The 16,070-nt window shown below is 37.7% G+C and carries 18 protein-coding genes; all 18 read left to right on the forward strand.

The genetic code is table 11. The features are described 5' to 3' along the window. The first annotated feature begins 1 nt into the window (after window position 1). The 18 genes from ftsY (at window position 2) to hslV (ending at window position 16,053) form a co-directional block, all read left to right on the forward strand. Window positions 2-991 (forward strand): signal recognition particle-docking protein FtsY, encoded by a 990-nt coding sequence (gene ftsY, locus V7S50_RS02615; RefSeq protein ID WP_063221134.1) that lies wholly within the window; start codon window positions 2-4, stop codon window positions 989-991. A gap of 133 nt (window positions 992-1,124) precedes the next feature. Then, window positions 1,125-1,457 carry a putative DNA-binding protein gene (locus V7S50_RS02620; RefSeq protein WP_000891061.1) on the forward strand — a complete coding sequence of 111 codons (333 nt, stop codon included), beginning with the start codon at window positions 1,125-1,127 and terminating at the stop codon, window positions 1,455-1,457. 12 nt (window positions 1,458-1,469) lie between these two features. After that, window positions 1,470-2,819: a signal recognition particle protein gene (gene ffh / locus V7S50_RS02625; protein ID WP_000863460.1), complete on the forward strand. Its 1,350-nt coding sequence runs from the start codon at window positions 1,470-1,472 to the stop codon at window positions 2,817-2,819. 101 nt (window positions 2,820-2,920) lie between these two features. After that, the gene (gene rpsP / locus V7S50_RS02630; RefSeq protein WP_000268750.1) at window positions 2,921-3,193 is read left to right on the forward strand and encodes a 30S ribosomal protein S16; all 273 of its coding nucleotides are present in this window, start codon (window positions 2,921-2,923) and stop codon (window positions 3,191-3,193) included. Window positions 3,194-3,207: 14 nt separating this feature from the next. Next, window positions 3,208-3,435: a KH domain-containing protein gene (locus V7S50_RS02635; RefSeq protein ID WP_060631995.1), complete on the forward strand. Its 228-nt coding sequence runs from the start codon at window positions 3,208-3,210 to the stop codon at window positions 3,433-3,435. A gap of 121 nt (window positions 3,436-3,556) precedes the next feature. Next, window positions 3,557-4,072 carry a ribosome maturation factor RimM gene (gene rimM / locus V7S50_RS02640; protein ID WP_242252018.1) on the forward strand — a complete coding sequence of 172 codons (516 nt, stop codon included), beginning with the start codon at window positions 3,557-3,559 and terminating at the stop codon, window positions 4,070-4,072. Then, window positions 4,072-4,806, forward strand: coding sequence for a tRNA (guanosine(37)-N1)-methyltransferase TrmD (gene trmD / locus V7S50_RS02645; RefSeq protein WP_242252017.1), 735 nt, complete (start codon window positions 4,072-4,074; stop codon window positions 4,804-4,806). The genes rimM and trmD overlap by 1 nt, the downstream gene beginning before the upstream one ends. Before the next feature lie 146 nt (window positions 4,807-4,952). Continuing rightward, window positions 4,953-5,297, forward strand: coding sequence for a 50S ribosomal protein L19 (gene rplS, locus V7S50_RS02650; protein WP_001186516.1), 345 nt, complete (start codon window positions 4,953-4,955; stop codon window positions 5,295-5,297). Between the two features lie 101 nt (window positions 5,298-5,398). Then, window positions 5,399-5,950 carry a signal peptidase I gene (lepB, locus tag V7S50_RS02655; RefSeq protein ID WP_060631992.1) on the forward strand — a complete coding sequence of 184 codons (552 nt, stop codon included), beginning with the start codon at window positions 5,399-5,401 and terminating at the stop codon, window positions 5,948-5,950. A 20-nt stretch (window positions 5,951-5,970) separates the two neighbouring features. After that, window positions 5,971-6,861, forward strand: a complete 891-nt coding sequence (gene ylqF, locus V7S50_RS02660) for a ribosome biogenesis GTPase YlqF (protein ID WP_063221131.1) — start codon at window positions 5,971-5,973, stop codon at window positions 6,859-6,861. 51 nt (window positions 6,862-6,912) lie between these two features. Continuing rightward, window positions 6,913-7,686, forward strand: a complete 774-nt coding sequence (locus V7S50_RS02665; RefSeq protein WP_242252016.1) for a ribonuclease HII — start codon at window positions 6,913-6,915, stop codon at window positions 7,684-7,686. A gap of 193 nt (window positions 7,687-7,879) precedes the next feature. Further along, window positions 7,880-9,040, forward strand: a complete 1,161-nt coding sequence (gene sucC, locus V7S50_RS02670) for an ADP-forming succinate--CoA ligase subunit beta (RefSeq protein ID WP_001020788.1) — start codon at window positions 7,880-7,882, stop codon at window positions 9,038-9,040. Window positions 9,041-9,059: 19 nt separating this feature from the next. Further along, window positions 9,060-9,962: a succinate--CoA ligase subunit alpha gene (gene sucD, locus V7S50_RS02675; protein WP_000115179.1), complete on the forward strand. Its 903-nt coding sequence runs from the start codon at window positions 9,060-9,062 to the stop codon at window positions 9,960-9,962. An 87-nt stretch (window positions 9,963-10,049) separates the two neighbouring features. Next, window positions 10,050-10,919 (forward strand): DNA-processing protein DprA, encoded by an 870-nt coding sequence (dprA, locus tag V7S50_RS02680; RefSeq protein WP_063221129.1) that lies wholly within the window; start codon window positions 10,050-10,052, stop codon window positions 10,917-10,919. A gap of 144 nt (window positions 10,920-11,063) precedes the next feature. Continuing rightward, the gene (gene topA, locus V7S50_RS02685) at window positions 11,064-13,148 is read left to right on the forward strand and encodes a type I DNA topoisomerase (protein ID WP_060631988.1); all 2,085 of its coding nucleotides are present in this window, start codon (window positions 11,064-11,066) and stop codon (window positions 13,146-13,148) included. A 50-nt stretch (window positions 13,149-13,198) separates the two neighbouring features. Further along, complete coding sequence (trmFO, locus tag V7S50_RS02690; protein ID WP_060631987.1) at window positions 13,199-14,503, forward strand: FADH(2)-oxidizing methylenetetrahydrofolate--tRNA-(uracil(54)-C(5))-methyltransferase TrmFO; 1,305 nt, start codon at window positions 13,199-13,201, stop codon at window positions 14,501-14,503. 65 nt (window positions 14,504-14,568) lie between these two features. Next, window positions 14,569-15,468, forward strand: a complete 900-nt coding sequence (gene xerC, locus V7S50_RS02695) for a tyrosine recombinase XerC (RefSeq protein ID WP_063221128.1) — start codon at window positions 14,569-14,571, stop codon at window positions 15,466-15,468. Between the two features lie 42 nt (window positions 15,469-15,510). Beyond that, window positions 15,511-16,053: an ATP-dependent protease proteolytic subunit HslV gene (hslV, locus tag V7S50_RS02700; RefSeq protein WP_000526271.1), complete on the forward strand. Its 543-nt coding sequence runs from the start codon at window positions 15,511-15,513 to the stop codon at window positions 16,051-16,053. The last annotated feature ends 17 nt before the right edge of the window (window positions 16,054-16,070 follow it).

The following is a 16,070-nucleotide window of genomic DNA, read 5'->3' on the forward strand; positions in this document are numbered from 1 at the left end:
TATGAGCTTTTTTAAAAAGTTAAAAGAAAAAATTTCAAAACAAACAGATACGGTAACAGAGAAGTTTAAAAACGGATTAGAAAAAACGAGAAATTCGTTTGCAGATAAAGTAAATGATTTAGTGTTTCGTTACCGTAAAGTAGATGAAGATTTTTTCGAAGAATTAGAAGAAATCTTAATCGGTGCGGATGTTGGCGTTTCGACAGTAATGGAATTGATTGATCAATTGAAAGAAGAAGTGCAACGTCGTAACATTCAAGATCCAAAAGAAGTACAAGCTGTTATTTCAGAAAAGTTAGTAGGAATTTACAAAGGTGACAGTGACTTTAGTAACGAAATTAATATGCAAGAGGATCAATTAACAGTTGTTTTATTTGTCGGTGTTAACGGTGTAGGAAAAACGACGACAATTGGTAAACTAGCACATAAATTTAAATCGGAAGGTAAATCTGTCCTATTGGCGGCAGGAGATACATTCCGTGCTGGAGCGATTGAACAATTAGAAGTATGGGGCGATCGCGTTGGTGTAGAAGTGATTAAACAAGGATCAGGGTCTGATCCAGCAGCGGTTATGTATGATGCTGTACAAGCTGCAAAAGCACGTAAAGTAGACGTATTACTATGTGATACAGCAGGACGTTTACAAAATAAAGTGAACTTAATGAAAGAGTTAGAGAAAGTAAAGCGTGTAATTGAGCGCGAAGTACCAGGAGCTCCTCATGAGGTATTACTTGTAATTGATGCTACAACAGGACAAAACGGTTTAAGTCAAGCGAAAACATTCCGTGAAGCAACGAATGTTACTGGTATTGTTTTAACGAAGTTAGATGGTACTGCTAAAGGTGGTATTGTATTAGCGATTCGAAACGAAATGGACGTACCGGTGAAATTTGTTGGATTAGGGGAGCAAATGGATGATCTGCAACAGTTTGATCCCGAACAATATGTGTATGGTTTATTTGCGAACTTAGTAGAAACAGAAGAAGTATAAGTGAAAGAAGCGGTATTTCCCGCTTCTTTTTCTATAAAAATATGTGATGTTAAGAAAAAAACTTGACACTCTTTTGTACTCCATGTAAACTAATTGATGTAAAGGGAAATCACTTAACAAAGGATGATCCAACATGCTCGAAAAAACAACGAGAATGAACTATTTATTTGATTTTTATCAATCGTTGTTAACGCAAAAACAGAGAAGTTATATGTCGCTTTATTATCTAGATGATTTATCTCTTGGTGAAATTGCGGAAGAATTTGATGTAAGTCGCCAAGCCGTGTATGATAACATTAAACGGACTGAAGCGATGCTTGAAGAATATGAAGATAAATTAGTATTACTTCAAAAGTTTCAAGAGCGACAGCGACTTGTTGCAAAGCTAAAACAGCTAATCAGCGAAGAAGAGCATGTGAATGAAGAAATGAAACAAGTTGTTGAAGCTATCGAAAAATTAGATTAGGAGGGCGGCAATATGGCATTTGAAGGATTAGCCGACCGACTTCAACAGACAATGCAAAAAATCCGCGGCAAAGGAAAAGTTTCTGAAGCCGATGTGAAAGAAATGATGAGAGAAGTTCGTCTAGCTCTTTTAGAAGCGGACGTTAACTTTAAAGTAGTAAAAGATTTTGTAAAGCGTGTGTCTGAACGTGCTGTCGGACAAGATGTAATGAAAAGTTTGACACCTGGACAACAAGTAATTAAAGTTGTACAGGAAGAACTTACAGAACTTATGGGCGGAGAGCAAAGTAAAATTGCTGTTGCTAATAAGCCACCGACTGTTATAATGATGGTTGGTCTGCAAGGTGCAGGTAAAACGACAACAACAGGTAAACTTGCGAATTTACTGCGTAAAAAGCATAATCGTAAACCAATGCTTGTTGCAGCGGATATTTACCGTCCAGCAGCGATTAAACAGCTTGAAACATTAGGGAAGCAATTGGACATGCCTGTTTTCTCTTTAGGAGATCAAGTTAGTCCAGTTGAAATTGCGAAACAAGCGATTGCAAAAGCAAAAGAAGATCATCACGATTATGTTTTAATTGATACAGCAGGTCGTCTGCATATTGATGAAGAACTAATGGATGAATTAGCGAAAGTGAAAGAAGTTGCGAAACCGGATGAAATTTTCCTAGTTGTCGATGCGATGACGGGACAAGACGCGGTAAATGTAGCACAAAGTTTCCATGAGCAGTTAGGTTTAACTGGTGTTGTATTAACGAAATTAGATGGTGATACGCGCGGTGGTGCGGCATTATCTATTAAGGCTGTAACAAACACACCTATTAAATTTGCTGGTATGGGTGAAAAACTAGATGCAATTGAAGCGTTCCATCCAGAACGTATGGCATCCCGTATTTTAGGGATGGGAGACGTCTTAACATTAATTGAAAAAGCGCAAGCTACAGTTGATGAAGAGAAAGCAAAAGAACTTGAGCAAAAAATGCGTACGCTTTCGTTTACGCTTGACGATTTCCTAGAACAACTTGGACAAGTACGTCAACTTGGACCGCTTGACGAATTGTTAGGAATGCTTCCTGGTGCAAATAAAATTAAAGGGCTGAAAAATGCACAAGTTGATGAAAAACAAATTGGGCATATTGAGGCGATTATTCGTTCTATGACTAAATTAGAGCGAGAACAACCGGAAATAATCAATGCTAGTCGCAAAAAGCGCATTGCCAAAGGTAGCGGTACAACGGTACAAGAAATCAATCGTCTAATCAAGCAATTTGATGATATGAAAAAAATGATGAAGACGATGACGGGAATGCAAAAAGGTAAGAAAAAGGGACTAGGTGGATTGAAGTTTCCATTCATGTAAGGAAAAAAAGATGGCTCTGTTAAGAAAAAATACTTTACAAAGCAATAGTCTTTTTGCTAATATAATTATCTGTGTGAAATAAATTCGGAGGTGCTTTATAAATGGCAGTTAAAATTCGTTTAAAACGTATGGGAGCTAAAAAAACTCCTTTCTATCGTGTAGTTGTTGCAGATTCTCGTTCTCCTCGTGACGGACGTTTCATTGAGGAAATCGGTACTTACAATCCGGTTGCTCAACCAGCTGAAGTTAAGATCAACGAAGAAGCAGCATTAAAATGGTTAGGAAATGGTGCTAAACCATCTGATACAGTTCGTAACTTATTCTCTAACCAAGGTATCATGGAGAAATTCCACTTATCTAAACAAGGTAAGTAATTGAGGCAATGACTATGAAGAAGTTAGTCGAGACGATTGTCAAGCCTCTTGTCGATCATCCTGAAGATGTAAAAGTTACACAGGAACTTTACAACGGAGAGATAAAGTATCGATTAACTGTACATCCTGAGGATGTTGGAAAAGTCATTGGAAAGCAAGGGACAGTTGCGAAAGCAATTCGAATGCTCTTGTATTCAGTGGGACATCATAATGATGAAAAAGTAACACTGGAAATTCAATAAACGTAAAAAGGGCGAGGAGTTATATCCTCTCCCTTTTTTAACATTTAAAGAGAAATTGCATGTTCCATATGTGAAATGGAGATGCTTAATTTATATGGAAACCAGGGGTGACATACTATTTATGACAAAATGGTTTAATGTAGGAAAAATTGTAAATACTCATGGCGTAAGAGGAGAAATTCGTGTGATTTCTCGTACTGATTTTCCGGAAGAGCGATATAAAGTAGGAAACACTTTATACATATCGAATGAGAAAAGTACAGATTACCTTCCGGTGAAAGTAACTTCTCATCGTCAACATAAGACATTTGATTTATTAACATTTGAAGGATACAAAAATGTAGATGAAGTAGAGAAATTTAAAGGTTCTTTAATAAAAGTACCAGAAGAGCAGTTAGGTGAACTAGCTGAAGGTGAATACTACTATCATGAAATTATTGGTTGTAACGTTGTAACAGAAGAGGGAGAGGCATTAGGAACGATCAAAGAAATCTTATCACCTGGTGCGAATGATGTTTGGGTAATTAAACGTCCAAAAGGTCAAGATCTGTTAATTCCCTATATTGATGATGTTGTACTTCAAGTTAACATTGAGAATAAATTAGTAACCATTCATGTAATGGAAGGGTTGCTATAATGAAAATTGACATTTTAACATTGTTTCCAGATATGTTTACAGGTGTGTTTGGATCTTCAATTTTAAAGAAAGCACAAGAAAAAGAAGCGGTAGAGCTTCGTGTTGTCAATTTCCGCGATTATACAACGAGTAAGCATAATAGCGTAGATGATTATCCGTATGGCGGTGGCGCTGGGATGGTATTGACCCCTCAGCCTATTTTTGATGCTGTAGAAGATTTAACAAAAGAGACAGAGCGTAAGCCGAGAGTTGTCTTAATGTGTCCGCAGGGTGAAAGATTCACTCAGAAGAAAGCGGAAGAGCTTGCAGAGGAAGAACATTTAATCTTTGTATGTGGGCATTATGAAGGATATGACGAACGAATTCGTGAACATCTCGTAACAGATGAAATTTCTATTGGTGACTATGTATTAACCGGTGGAGAGTTAGCTTCTATGGTTATTACTGATAGTGTTGTACGTCTCCTGCCAGGAGTACTAGGGAATCATGCTTCGCAAGTCGAGGATTCGTTTAGTACAGGTTTATTAGAGCATCCTCATTATACACGTCCAGCTGATTTTCGTGGTATGAAGGTGCCGGATGTATTAATGTCGGGAAATCATAAAAATATTGATGAATGGCGACATAAAGAATCACTACGTCGTACGTACACGCGTAGACCGGATTTATTGGAAGAACGAGAGTTGTCTAAGCAAGAAGAGAAATGGTTAGAACAGATTAAAGAAGGCAAATAAGGACTTGATATATTTGCTATTGCAACAGTTCTAGCAATATGCTATTATAACACTTGTGCTGCTGAAATCAGTAGCCGTATTAACGATGTTCCGCTGTAATTTATTTAGACTTTATAAGAGCATCTGTTTAAAGGAGAGAATTTAATATGCAACAATTAATCGCAGAAATTACAAAAGGCCAATTAAAAACTGACCTTCCTTCATTCCGTCCTGGAGACACTTTACGTGTACACGTAAAAGTAGTTGAGGGAACTCGTGAAAGAATTCAGCTTTTCGAAGGTGTTGTAATCAAACGTCGTGGTGGCGGAATCAGTGAAACATTCACAGTTCGTAAGATTTCTTACGGTGTAGGTGTTGAGCGTACATTCCCAGTTCACACGCCAAGAATCGCGAAAATCGAAGTACTTCGCCGTGGTAAAGTACGTCGTGCTAAGTTATACTACTTACGTAACCTTCGCGGTAAAAAAGCACGTATTAAAGAAATTCGATAAGACATGTATGGGAGCTTGTAAATGCACAAGCTCCCTTTTTCCAATCTATATAAAATTTTGATATAATACGAGCAGCTTACATAATCGTGGAGGGGAAATGCATGAAGAAAGAAAAGAGTTCACTTTGGGAATGGATCAAGGCAATTTTAATTGCTGTTGTATTAGCGGGTGTTATTAGACAGTTTTTCTTTGCGCCAATTCTCGTAGATGGGGTATCGATGGCGTCTACTTTACATGATCGCGATCGAATGATTGTCAATAAAATTGGTTATCACATAGGAGATCCGAAACGATTTGATATTATTGTATTCCGGGCAACGGAAGATAAAGATTATATTAAACGCATTATCGGCCTGCCAGGCGATGAAATAGAGTATCGTAATGATAAACTATATGTTAACGGAAAGCCTTATGAGGAGCCGTATTTAGACAAGCAGAAAAAACAAATTGCTGACGGACCGCTTACATATGATTTTACTCTTGAAGAAATGACAGGGAAGAAAACTGTTCCAGAAGGTCAATTATTTGTTTTAGGCGATAATCGTCGTTTTAGTAAAGATAGTCGTTCAATTGGTACAATTTCAATGGACCAAGTAATTGGAAAAGCAAATATACTATATTGGCCGTTAAAAGATGCACGTATTGTGAAATAAAAGAAAAAGAAGGTGGCAGCATGGTAATTCAATGGTTCCCGGGACATATGGCAAAGGCTAGACGCCAAGTAACAGAAAAATTAAAGTTAATTGATGTTGTAATTGAGCTTGTAGATGCTCGATTACCTTTATCTTCTCGAAATCCAATGATCGATGAGATTATTACACATAAACCGAGGCTTGTTGTTTTAAATAAAGCGGATATGGCAGATGATCATTTAACGAAGCAATGGATCGCATATTTTAAAGAAAAAGGCCATATGGCAATTTCAATTAACGCACAAGCTGGACAAGGTATGAAGGAAATTGCAGCAGCTTGTAAAGTGTTGGTGAAAGAAAAATTTGATAAAATGGTTGCAAAAGGTATTAGACCAAGAGCGATTCGTGCATTAATTGTAGGTATACCGAATGTTGGTAAATCCACGTTGATTAATAAATTGGCGAAGAAAAATATTGCTAAAACAGGAGATCGTCCTGGTGTGACAACAGCTCAGCAATGGATTAAAGTTGGGAAGGAAATGGAATTATTGGATACACCCGGTATTTTATGGCCTAAATTTGAAGATCAATTAGTGGGTCTTCGTTTAGCGACAACGGGTGCAATTAAAGATTCTATTTTAAATCTGCAAGATGTAGCTATTTATGCGTTACGTTTTATGGAGAAACATTATCCGGAACGTTTGAAAGAGCGCTATAATTTAAATGACATTCCAGAAGAGATTGTAGAGTTATTTGATGCGATTGGAAAAAACAGAGGTTGCTTAATGGGCGGCGGAATGATTGATTATGATAAAACATCTGAACTTGTACTTCGTGAGCTTCGTGGTGGCAAACTTGGAAAAATGACGTTTGAAACACCAGAAGAGTTTGCAGAGCAGACAGAAGATGCAGAAAAAGTAGAAGAAGTATAAGACGTGCGTTTGTACGTCTTTTCTTTTTTGTATATACAGGGAGTGGCATAAATGCAAAAAGTGACGATTCAAGAAGCGGAATATTTACTGCAAGAAATTATGAGTGAAGAGGACGACCGCTTTCAAGTATTAATGAAGGATGAGCGAAAAGGGGTACAAAAACTCATTTTGAGGTGGTATAAACAAAAAGAGTTAGCACAAAAGGAAAAAGAAAAATTTCTAGAAATGTCTAAGTATGAAAATGCGTTACGTGAAAAAGGCCTCGCATATATTGCAGGTATAGATGAAGTAGGTCGTGGACCACTAGCTGGGCCTGTTGTGACGGCGGCTGTTGTCCTCCCGGAAGATTTTTATATTCCAGGGTTAAATGATTCGAAAAAGCTAAGTGAGGTAAAGCGAGAGCGTTTTTATGATGAAATCAAAGCACAAGCAATTGCGATTGGAGTTGGAATTGTATCACCACAAGTTATTGATGAAATAAATATTTATCAAGCGACGAAACAAGCGATGTTAGATGCTGTTGCGAATTTATCCTGTACACCAGAACATCTATTAATTGATGCGATGAAACTTCCTACACAAATTCCGCAAACATCCATCATTAAAGGTGATGCGAAAAGTATTTCTATTTCAGCTGCATCTATTATTGCGAAAGTAACGAGAGATCGTATGATGAAAGAGCTTGGAGAAAAGTATCCTGCATATGGATTTGAACAACATATGGGATATGGCACGAAACAACATTTAGAAGCGATTGAAGTGCATGGAGTATTAGAAGAACATCGGAAATCGTTTGCACCAATTAAAGATATGATTCAAAAATAAGCTGTATTTTTGCAGCTTATTTTTTATTTTGACATATAAACATTACTATTTTCAAAAAAGAATAAAGCGATTTCAGTTTTCTGACACTTTATTGTAGACAGCGTGCCAATCATCTTATACAATGGCAATGTAATGTTTTTTAAACATTAAAAAACTTTTCGAGTAAAACAGGAAAACAGGGGAGGATGGGACCATGAATATCCATGAGTACCAAGGTAAGGCAGTCCTTAGAAGCTATGGGGTTAGCGTTCCGAACGGGAAGGTTGCATTTACAGTAGAAGAAGCTGTAGAAGCAGCGAAAGAATTAGGAACGGATGTATGTGTAGTAAAAGCACAAATTCACGCTGGTGGACGCGGCAAAGCTGGCGGAGTAAAAGTTGCAAAAAATTTAGATGAAGTTCGTACATATGCAGAGAGCATTTTAGGAACTACACTTGTGACACATCAAACAGGTCCTGAAGGTAAGGAAGTAAAACGCTTACTTATCGAAGAAGGTTGCGATATTAAAAAAGAATATTATGTAGGTCTTGTGTTAGATCGTGCAACTTCTCAAGTTGTTTTAATGGCGTCTGAAGAAGGCGGAACAGAAATTGAGGAAGTAGCAGAAAAAACACCTGAAAAAATCTTTAAAGAATATATTGATCCAGCAGTAGGCTTACAAGGCTTCCAAGCGCGCCGAATCGCATTTAACATCAATATTCCAAAAGAGCTTGTAGGACAAGCTGTGAAGTTTATGATGGGCTTATACCGTGCGTTTATCGAAAAAGATTGCTCTATCGCTGAGATTAATCCACTTGTTACAACAGGTGACGGTAAAGTTATGGCATTAGATGCGAAATTAAACTTTGATTCTAATGCATTATATCGCCATAAAGACATTTTAGAACTTCGCGATCTTGAAGAAGAAGATGCAAAAGAAATTGAAGCTTCTAAATATGACTTAAACTACATTCCTTTAGATGGAAATATCGGTTGTATGGTTAATGGTGCAGGTTTAGCGATGGCTACAATGGATATCATTAAACATTACCATGGTGATCCAGCTAACTTCTTAGATGTTGGTGGCGGTGCGACAGCTGAAAAAGTTACAGAAGCATTCAAAATTATCCTTTCTGACAAAAATGTAAAAGGTATCTTCGTTAACATTTTTGGTGGCATCATGAAGTGCGATGTTATCGCAGAAGGTGTTATTGAAGCGACAAAGCAAGTTGGCCTTGAGTTGCCTTTAGTTGTACGTCTTGAAGGTACAAACGTAGAGTTAGGTAAGAAAATTTTAAATGAGTCTGGCTTAAATATTGTTGCAGCAGAATCTATGGCAGACGGTGCACAAAAAATTGTTTCACTAGTGGGCTAATAGAAAGCGGGGGAGAAAAATGAGCGTATTAGTTAATAAAGATACAAAAGTTATTGTTCAAGGTATTACAGGTTCTCAAGGGTTATTCCACACAAAGCAAATGATTGAATACGGTACGAAAATTGTCGGTGGTGTAACACCAGGTAAAGGTGGTACTGATATTGAAGGTGTACCAGTATTTGATACAGTAGAAGATGCAGTGAAGGCAACAGGCGCAAACGCTTCAGTTGTATACGTTCCACCCGCTTTTGCGGCTGATGCAATTATGGAAGCAGTTGATGCAGAAATTGATTTAGTAGTATGTATTACTGAAGGAATTCCTGTATTAGATATGGTAAACGTAAAGAGATATATGGCGGGTAAACATACACGTTTACTTGGACCAAACTGCCCGGGTGTTATTACGCCTGATGAATGTAAAATCGGTATTATGCCAGGATACATTCATAAAAAAGGCCATGTAGGTATCGTATCTCGCTCTGGTACATTAACGTATGAGGCTGTACATCAGTTAACACAAGAAGGTATTGGCCAATCTACTGCTGTAGGTATCGGCGGGGACCCTGTTAACGGTACAGACTTTATTGATGCGTTAAAAGCATTTAATGAAGATGAAGAAACACATGCTGTAATTATGATTGGTGAAATCGGTGGTACAGCGGAAGAAGAAGCAGCTGAATGGGTAAAAGCTAATATGACAAAACCTGTTGTAGGCTTCATTGGTGGTCAAACTGCGCCTGAAGGCAAACGTATGGGTCATGCTGGGGCAATCATTTCTGGGGGTAAAGGAACTGCTGCAGAAAAGATTAAAACAATGGAAGCTTGTGGTATTAAAGTAGCGGAAACTCCAGCGGTTATGGGTGAAACACTAATCTCTGTCTTAAAAGAAAAAGGTCTATTTGAGACTTGTAAAAACTATTAATCTTTTGAAAGACACCTTCTTGCTTGAAGGTGTCTTTTTACACAATTATTGTTTACATAATAAAAATTATGGGTAAGGAGATTTGAGATGAAAAGAGAACGATTATTACATCTTCATTACTTGCTAGCAGATCATTGGAAGGTGATGGAAAGAATATTATATGTCGATCCAGAATTGAAAGGGATATACGCTTTTAATGCAAAACAAATTGAATATTATACTGGAATATCCTCGCAAAAATCTTCAGAATTAGTAAATTTTCTTCAAAGTTCAAGTCTCCCACAATATATATCTTATTTAAAGAAAAATCGAATCTTTTATATGACTATATGGGATGAAGATTATCCACAACTTTTACGTGAAATACAAGATCCCCCCTTTGTGTTATATGGAAAAGGAAAGAAGGATTTTCTCAATAAATCGAATAAATTAGCGGTTGTTGGAACGAGAGAACCGACTTTATATGGACAGGAGAGTTTAGAATTTATTTTACACCCATTATTAGAAAGAGGATGGCTTATTGTAAGTGGTTTTGCAAGAGGGATAGATACGATGTCTCATGAGATTACAGTAAGACTACATTGCCCAACTATTGCGATACTAGGACATGGATTATCGTATATATATCCAAAAGAGAATCGATATTTATATGAGGCGTGGAATGAATATATATTGTTATTAACAGAGTATCCTCCACACTATGCACCGAAAAAATGGTATTTTCCAAAAAGGAACCGAATTATTAGTGGTATAAGTAAAGGGGTTTTAGTTGTAGAAGCGAAATCAAGAAGTGGAACACTTATTACTGCGGACCTTGCTTTAGAGCAAAATAGAGAGGTATTTGCACTTCCTGGACCTATATTTATAGAGAGTGCATCAGGAACGAATCATCTAATTCAACAAGGAGCGAAACTAGTAAGAAATGCAGAAGATATCCTAGAAGAGATGTTAAATTAACCTTATATTTTTATGTTTTTATTAAACAATTATTGACAAATGGTAGATAGGCGCTGTATGGTATATTCATTCTTGATTGACAAAAACAAGAGAAATCAATAAGATTAATGAAGACTTGAATCCACCTCTTAAGGAGGCACTAGCATGTCAGATTACCTCGTAATCGTGGAGTCGCCTTCTAAGGCGAAGACCATTGAGAAATATTTAGGGAAAAAATACAAAGTTGTCGCGTCTATGGGACACGTTCGCGATTTACCTAAAAGCCAAATGGGGATAGAAGTAAAGAACAACTTCACCCCGAAATATATTACCATTCGTGGTAAAGGTCCCGTCTTAAAAGACTTAAAATCAGCGGCAAAAAAAGCAAAGAAAGTCTATCTCGCGGCCGATCCAGACCGCGAAGGGGAAGCAATTGCTTGGCATTTAGCAAATACGTTAAATGTGGACGTTGAATCAGATTGTCGAGTTGTGTTTAATGAGATTACAAAAGATGCAATAAAAGAATCATTTAAACATCCTCGTGCGATTAATATGGATTTAGTAGATGCACAACAAGCAAGACGTATACTAGATCGTCTTGTTGGTTACAATATTAGTCCTTTATTATGGAAGAAAGTAAAAAAAGGATTAAGTGCAGGACGCGTACAATCTGTAGCAGTTCGTTTAATTATCGAACGTGAAAGAGAAATTCAAAGCTTTGAACCTGAAGAATTCTGGACAATTAAGACAGAATTTGTAAAAGGGAAAGACACATTTGAAGCAAGCTTTTACGGTGTAGATGGAGAAAAAGTTCAATTAACGAATGAAACGCAAGTGAATGAAATAATTGAACAGTTGAAAGAAAATGCGTTTTCAGTTGAAAATGTAACGCGAAAAGAGCGAAAACGTAATCCTGCATTACCATTTACAACATCTTCCTTGCAACAAGAGGCAGCGCGTAAGTTAAACATGCGAGCAAAGAAAACAATGATGCTTGCGCAGCAACTGTATGAAGGAATTGATCTTGGAAAACAAGGAACTGTAGGTCTTATTACGTATATGAGAACCGATTCAACTCGTATCTCAGAAACGGCTCAAACAGAGGCTCGTACTTACATTACTGAGGCGTATGGTACGGAATACATAGGAACAGGAACAGAAAAGAAGAAAGAAACGAAAAAATCAAATGCACAAGATGCGCATGAGGCGATTCGTCCTACTTCTGTAATGAGAAAGCCAGAGGAACTAAAGAGTTTCTTAGGTCGTGACCAACTTAGGTTGTATAAATTGATTTGGGAGCGATTTGTTGCAAGTCAAATGGCGTCTGCTATAATGGATACTGTGACAGCGAGACTCATTAATAATAATGTTCAGTTCCGTGCAAGTGGATCAGTTGTAAAGTTCCCAGGGTTTATGAAAGTGTATGTAGAATCGAAAGATGACGGGGCTGAAGAAAAGGATAAGATGTTACCACCTTTAGAAGTAGGGGAAACAGTATTTTCTAAGGATTTAGAACCGAAACAACACTTTACACAACCTCCGCCGCGCTATACAGAGGCTCGTCTAGTAAGAACACTTGAAGAGCTTGGAATTGGGAGACCGTCGACTTACGTACCGACACTTGAAACGATTCAAAAACGTGGATACGTAGGTTTGGATAATAAACGCTTCGTTCCAACTGAACTTGGTGAAATAGTAATTGAACTTATTTTAGAGTTTTTCCCAGAAATTATTAACATTGAATTTACTGCTAACATGGAGCAAAGTCTTGATGAAGTAGAAGAAGGAAATGCGAATTGGGTAAAAATTGTTGATGATTTCTACGTAGGCTTTGAACCGCGTTTAGAAAAAGCGGAAAAAGAAATGCGTGAAGTGGAAATTAAAGATGAACCAGCTGGGGAAGACTGTGAATTATGTGATCACCCAATGGTCTTTAAAATGGGTAAATACGGGAAATTTATGGCTTGCTCGAATTTCCCGGATTGTCGTAATACAAAACCGATTGTGAAAGAAATCGGTGTTACTTGTCCGAAATGTGATAAAGGTCAAATTATTGAACGTCGTAGTAATAAAAAGAAACGTCTTTTCTATGGGTGCGGTACGTATCCAGAATGTGACTTTGTATCTTGGGATAAGCCGATTGGCCGTAAATGTCCGAAGTGCGAAGGTATGCTTGTAGAGAAGAAGTTGAAAAAAGGCGTGCAAGTACAATGTATTTCGTGTGATTATGAAGAAGAACAACAAATGTGAGCGTAACTGCTCACATTTTTTTCGGGAAGAAAAGGAAAGGTGATATATATATGACAACACAAGTAGTAAACGTCATTGGCGCAGGTCTTGCAGGAAGTGAAGCAGCTTACCAAATTGCAAAACGTGGTGTCCAAGTAAGATTATACGAAATGAGACCGGTAAGGCAAACACCAGCTCATCACACAGATAAATTTGCAGAGTTAGTATGTAGTAACTCGCTTCGAGCGAACACGTTAACTAACGCTGTTGGTGTTATTAAAGAAGAAATGCGCTTAATGGATTCTGTTATTATTCGTGCAGCTGATGAGTGCTCTGTACCAGCAGGAGGGGCTTTAGCTGTAGATCGTCATGAATTTGCGGCAAAAGTAACGGAATATGTGAAAAACCATCCGAATGTAACTGTGATGAATGAAGAAATCACTGAAATTCCAGAAGGGCCTACTGTTATCGCGACAGGTCCACTTACATCTCCTGATCTTGCTGCGCAATTAAAAGAATTAACAGGTGAAGACTATTTTTATTTCTATGATGCTGCAGCACCGATTGTTGAGAAAGACAGCATTGATATGAATAAAGTGTATTTAAAATCTCGTTATGATAAAGGTGAAGCGGCATATTTAAACTGCCCGATGACAGAAGAGGAATTTGACCGTTTTTACGAGGCTTTAATCGCTGCTGAAACAGTACCTTTAAAAGAATTTGAAAAAGAAATTTTCTTTGAAGGTTGTATGCCGGTAGAAGTTATGGCAAGTAGAGGAAGACAGACACTAGTATTTGGACCGATGAAACCTGTTGGACTAGAAGATCCGAAAACAGGGAAAACACCATATGCTGTCGTTCAGTTACGTCAAGATGATGCAGCGGGAACGCTATACAATATCGTAGGTTTCCAAACGCATTTAAAGTGGGGACCACAAAAAGAAGTGTTACAGTTGATTCCAGGGCTGGAAAACGCAGAGATTGTACGTTATGGTGTAATGCATCGCAATACGTTTATTAATTCACCTAACTTGCTTCGTCCAACATATCAATATAAACAACGTGATGATTTATTCTTCGCTGGTCAAATGACTGGAGTAGAGGGATATGTTGAATCGGCGGCGTCAGGATTACTAGCAGGTATTAATGCTGCTCGACTTGTGAAAGGTGAAGAGCCAGTTGTATTACCGCCTGTAACTGCAATGGGAAGTATGGCGAATTATATTACTGCGACAAACGCGAAAAACTTCCAACCAATGAATGCAAACTTCGGTCTGTTTGCACCGTTAGAGAAGAAAATTAAAAGGAAAGCAGAACGTAATGAAGCCTATGCAACACGCGCTTTAGAAACGATTCAAAATTTTGTAAATATTTAGTTAAATTTCTTGCAAAGGCTACTAAGTTGTGATACGATTTAGTAGCCTTTATTGAGGTGAATTGTGTGAATGTGAAGAAATTGTTACAATTATTCGTTGGATATTTACAAATTGAAAGAAATTATTCAAAATATACAATTGCAAGTTATCAAAATGATTTAGAACATTTTGTGCAATTTATGGAGCGAGAAGGCATATCCTCTTTTTTAGATATTACATACGCGGATGTTCGTTTGTACTTAACGACGTTGCATGATGAAAAGTTAGCCCGTAAATCTGTCGCAAGAAAAGTATCAAGCTTACGAAGTTTATATCGTTTTTTGATGCGTGAAGGTTATCGGAAAGATAATCCGTTTGCACTTGCGTCACTCCCCAAAAAAGAATTGTCAATCCCAAAGTTTTTATATGCTGAAGAATTAGAGGAATTATTTGAAGTTTCTGACACGGAAACGCCGCTAGGTCAAAGGAATCAAGCTTTATTAGAGTTGATGTATGCGACTGGGATCCGTGTGAGTGAATGTGTCAATTTACAACTTACCGATATTGACTTCGCGGTGGGAACAATTTTAGTAATGGGAAAAGGAAAAAAACAAAGATATATTCCGTTCGGGAGTTATGCACACGATGCTTTAATTACTTATATAGAGAACGGGAGAAAACAGTTAGCTCAAAAAACTGAAGAACACTCTCATATGGTATTTTTAAATGCGAAAGGCACGCCGCTGACAAGTCGAGGGGTACGTTATGTATTAAATGAACTCATTAAGAAGGCTTCACTGACAATGCGGATAAGTCCCCATATGTTAAGGCATACATTTGCTACACACATGTTAGATGAAGGGGCAGATTTACGTACTGTACAGGAGCTACTCGGTCATGAGAATTTGTCGACGACACAAATTTATACGCATGTCTCTAAAGAAAGATTGCGTTCTGTCTACATGAAGCATCACCCACGGGCATAAATTGCTTTTAAAGCTATAAAAACATATAAAGGAGTTTTTTCTATGGGGAATTTCCACGCTACAACGATATTTGCAGTTCATCATAATGGAGAATGTGCAATGGCTGGAGATGGCCAGGTGACAATGGGAAATGCGGTTGTAATGAAACATACAGCTCGTAAAGTCCGTAAACTTTTCCAAGGGAAAGTTTTAGCTGGTTTTGCAGGTTCCGTTGCTGACGCATTTACTCTTTTTGAAATGTTTGAAGGGAAATTAGAAGAGTACAATGGGAACTTGCAGCGTGCTGCAGTTGAGATGGCAAAACAATGGCGTGGCGACAAAATGTTACGTCAGCTAGAAGCGATGCTCATTGTCATGGATAAAACAACTATGCTTCTTGTTTCAGGTACAGGAGAAGTGATTGAACCAGATGATGGTATTTTAGCAATTGGATCTGGCGGGAATTATGCGCTTTCTGCAGGTCGTGCTTTAAAGCAATATGCAAGTGAACATTTAACAGCGAAGCAAATTGCGAAAGCGAGTTTAGACATTGCTGGCGATATTTGTGTTTATACAAACCACAATATAATTGTGGAAGAATTGTAGAATCGTAAGGGAGGCAT

Source organism: Bacillus sp. CCNWLW194 (assembly GCF_037120585.1).
GTDB classification, from domain to species: domain Bacteria; phylum Bacillota; class Bacilli; order Bacillales; family Bacillaceae_G; genus Bacillus_A; species Bacillus_A basilensis.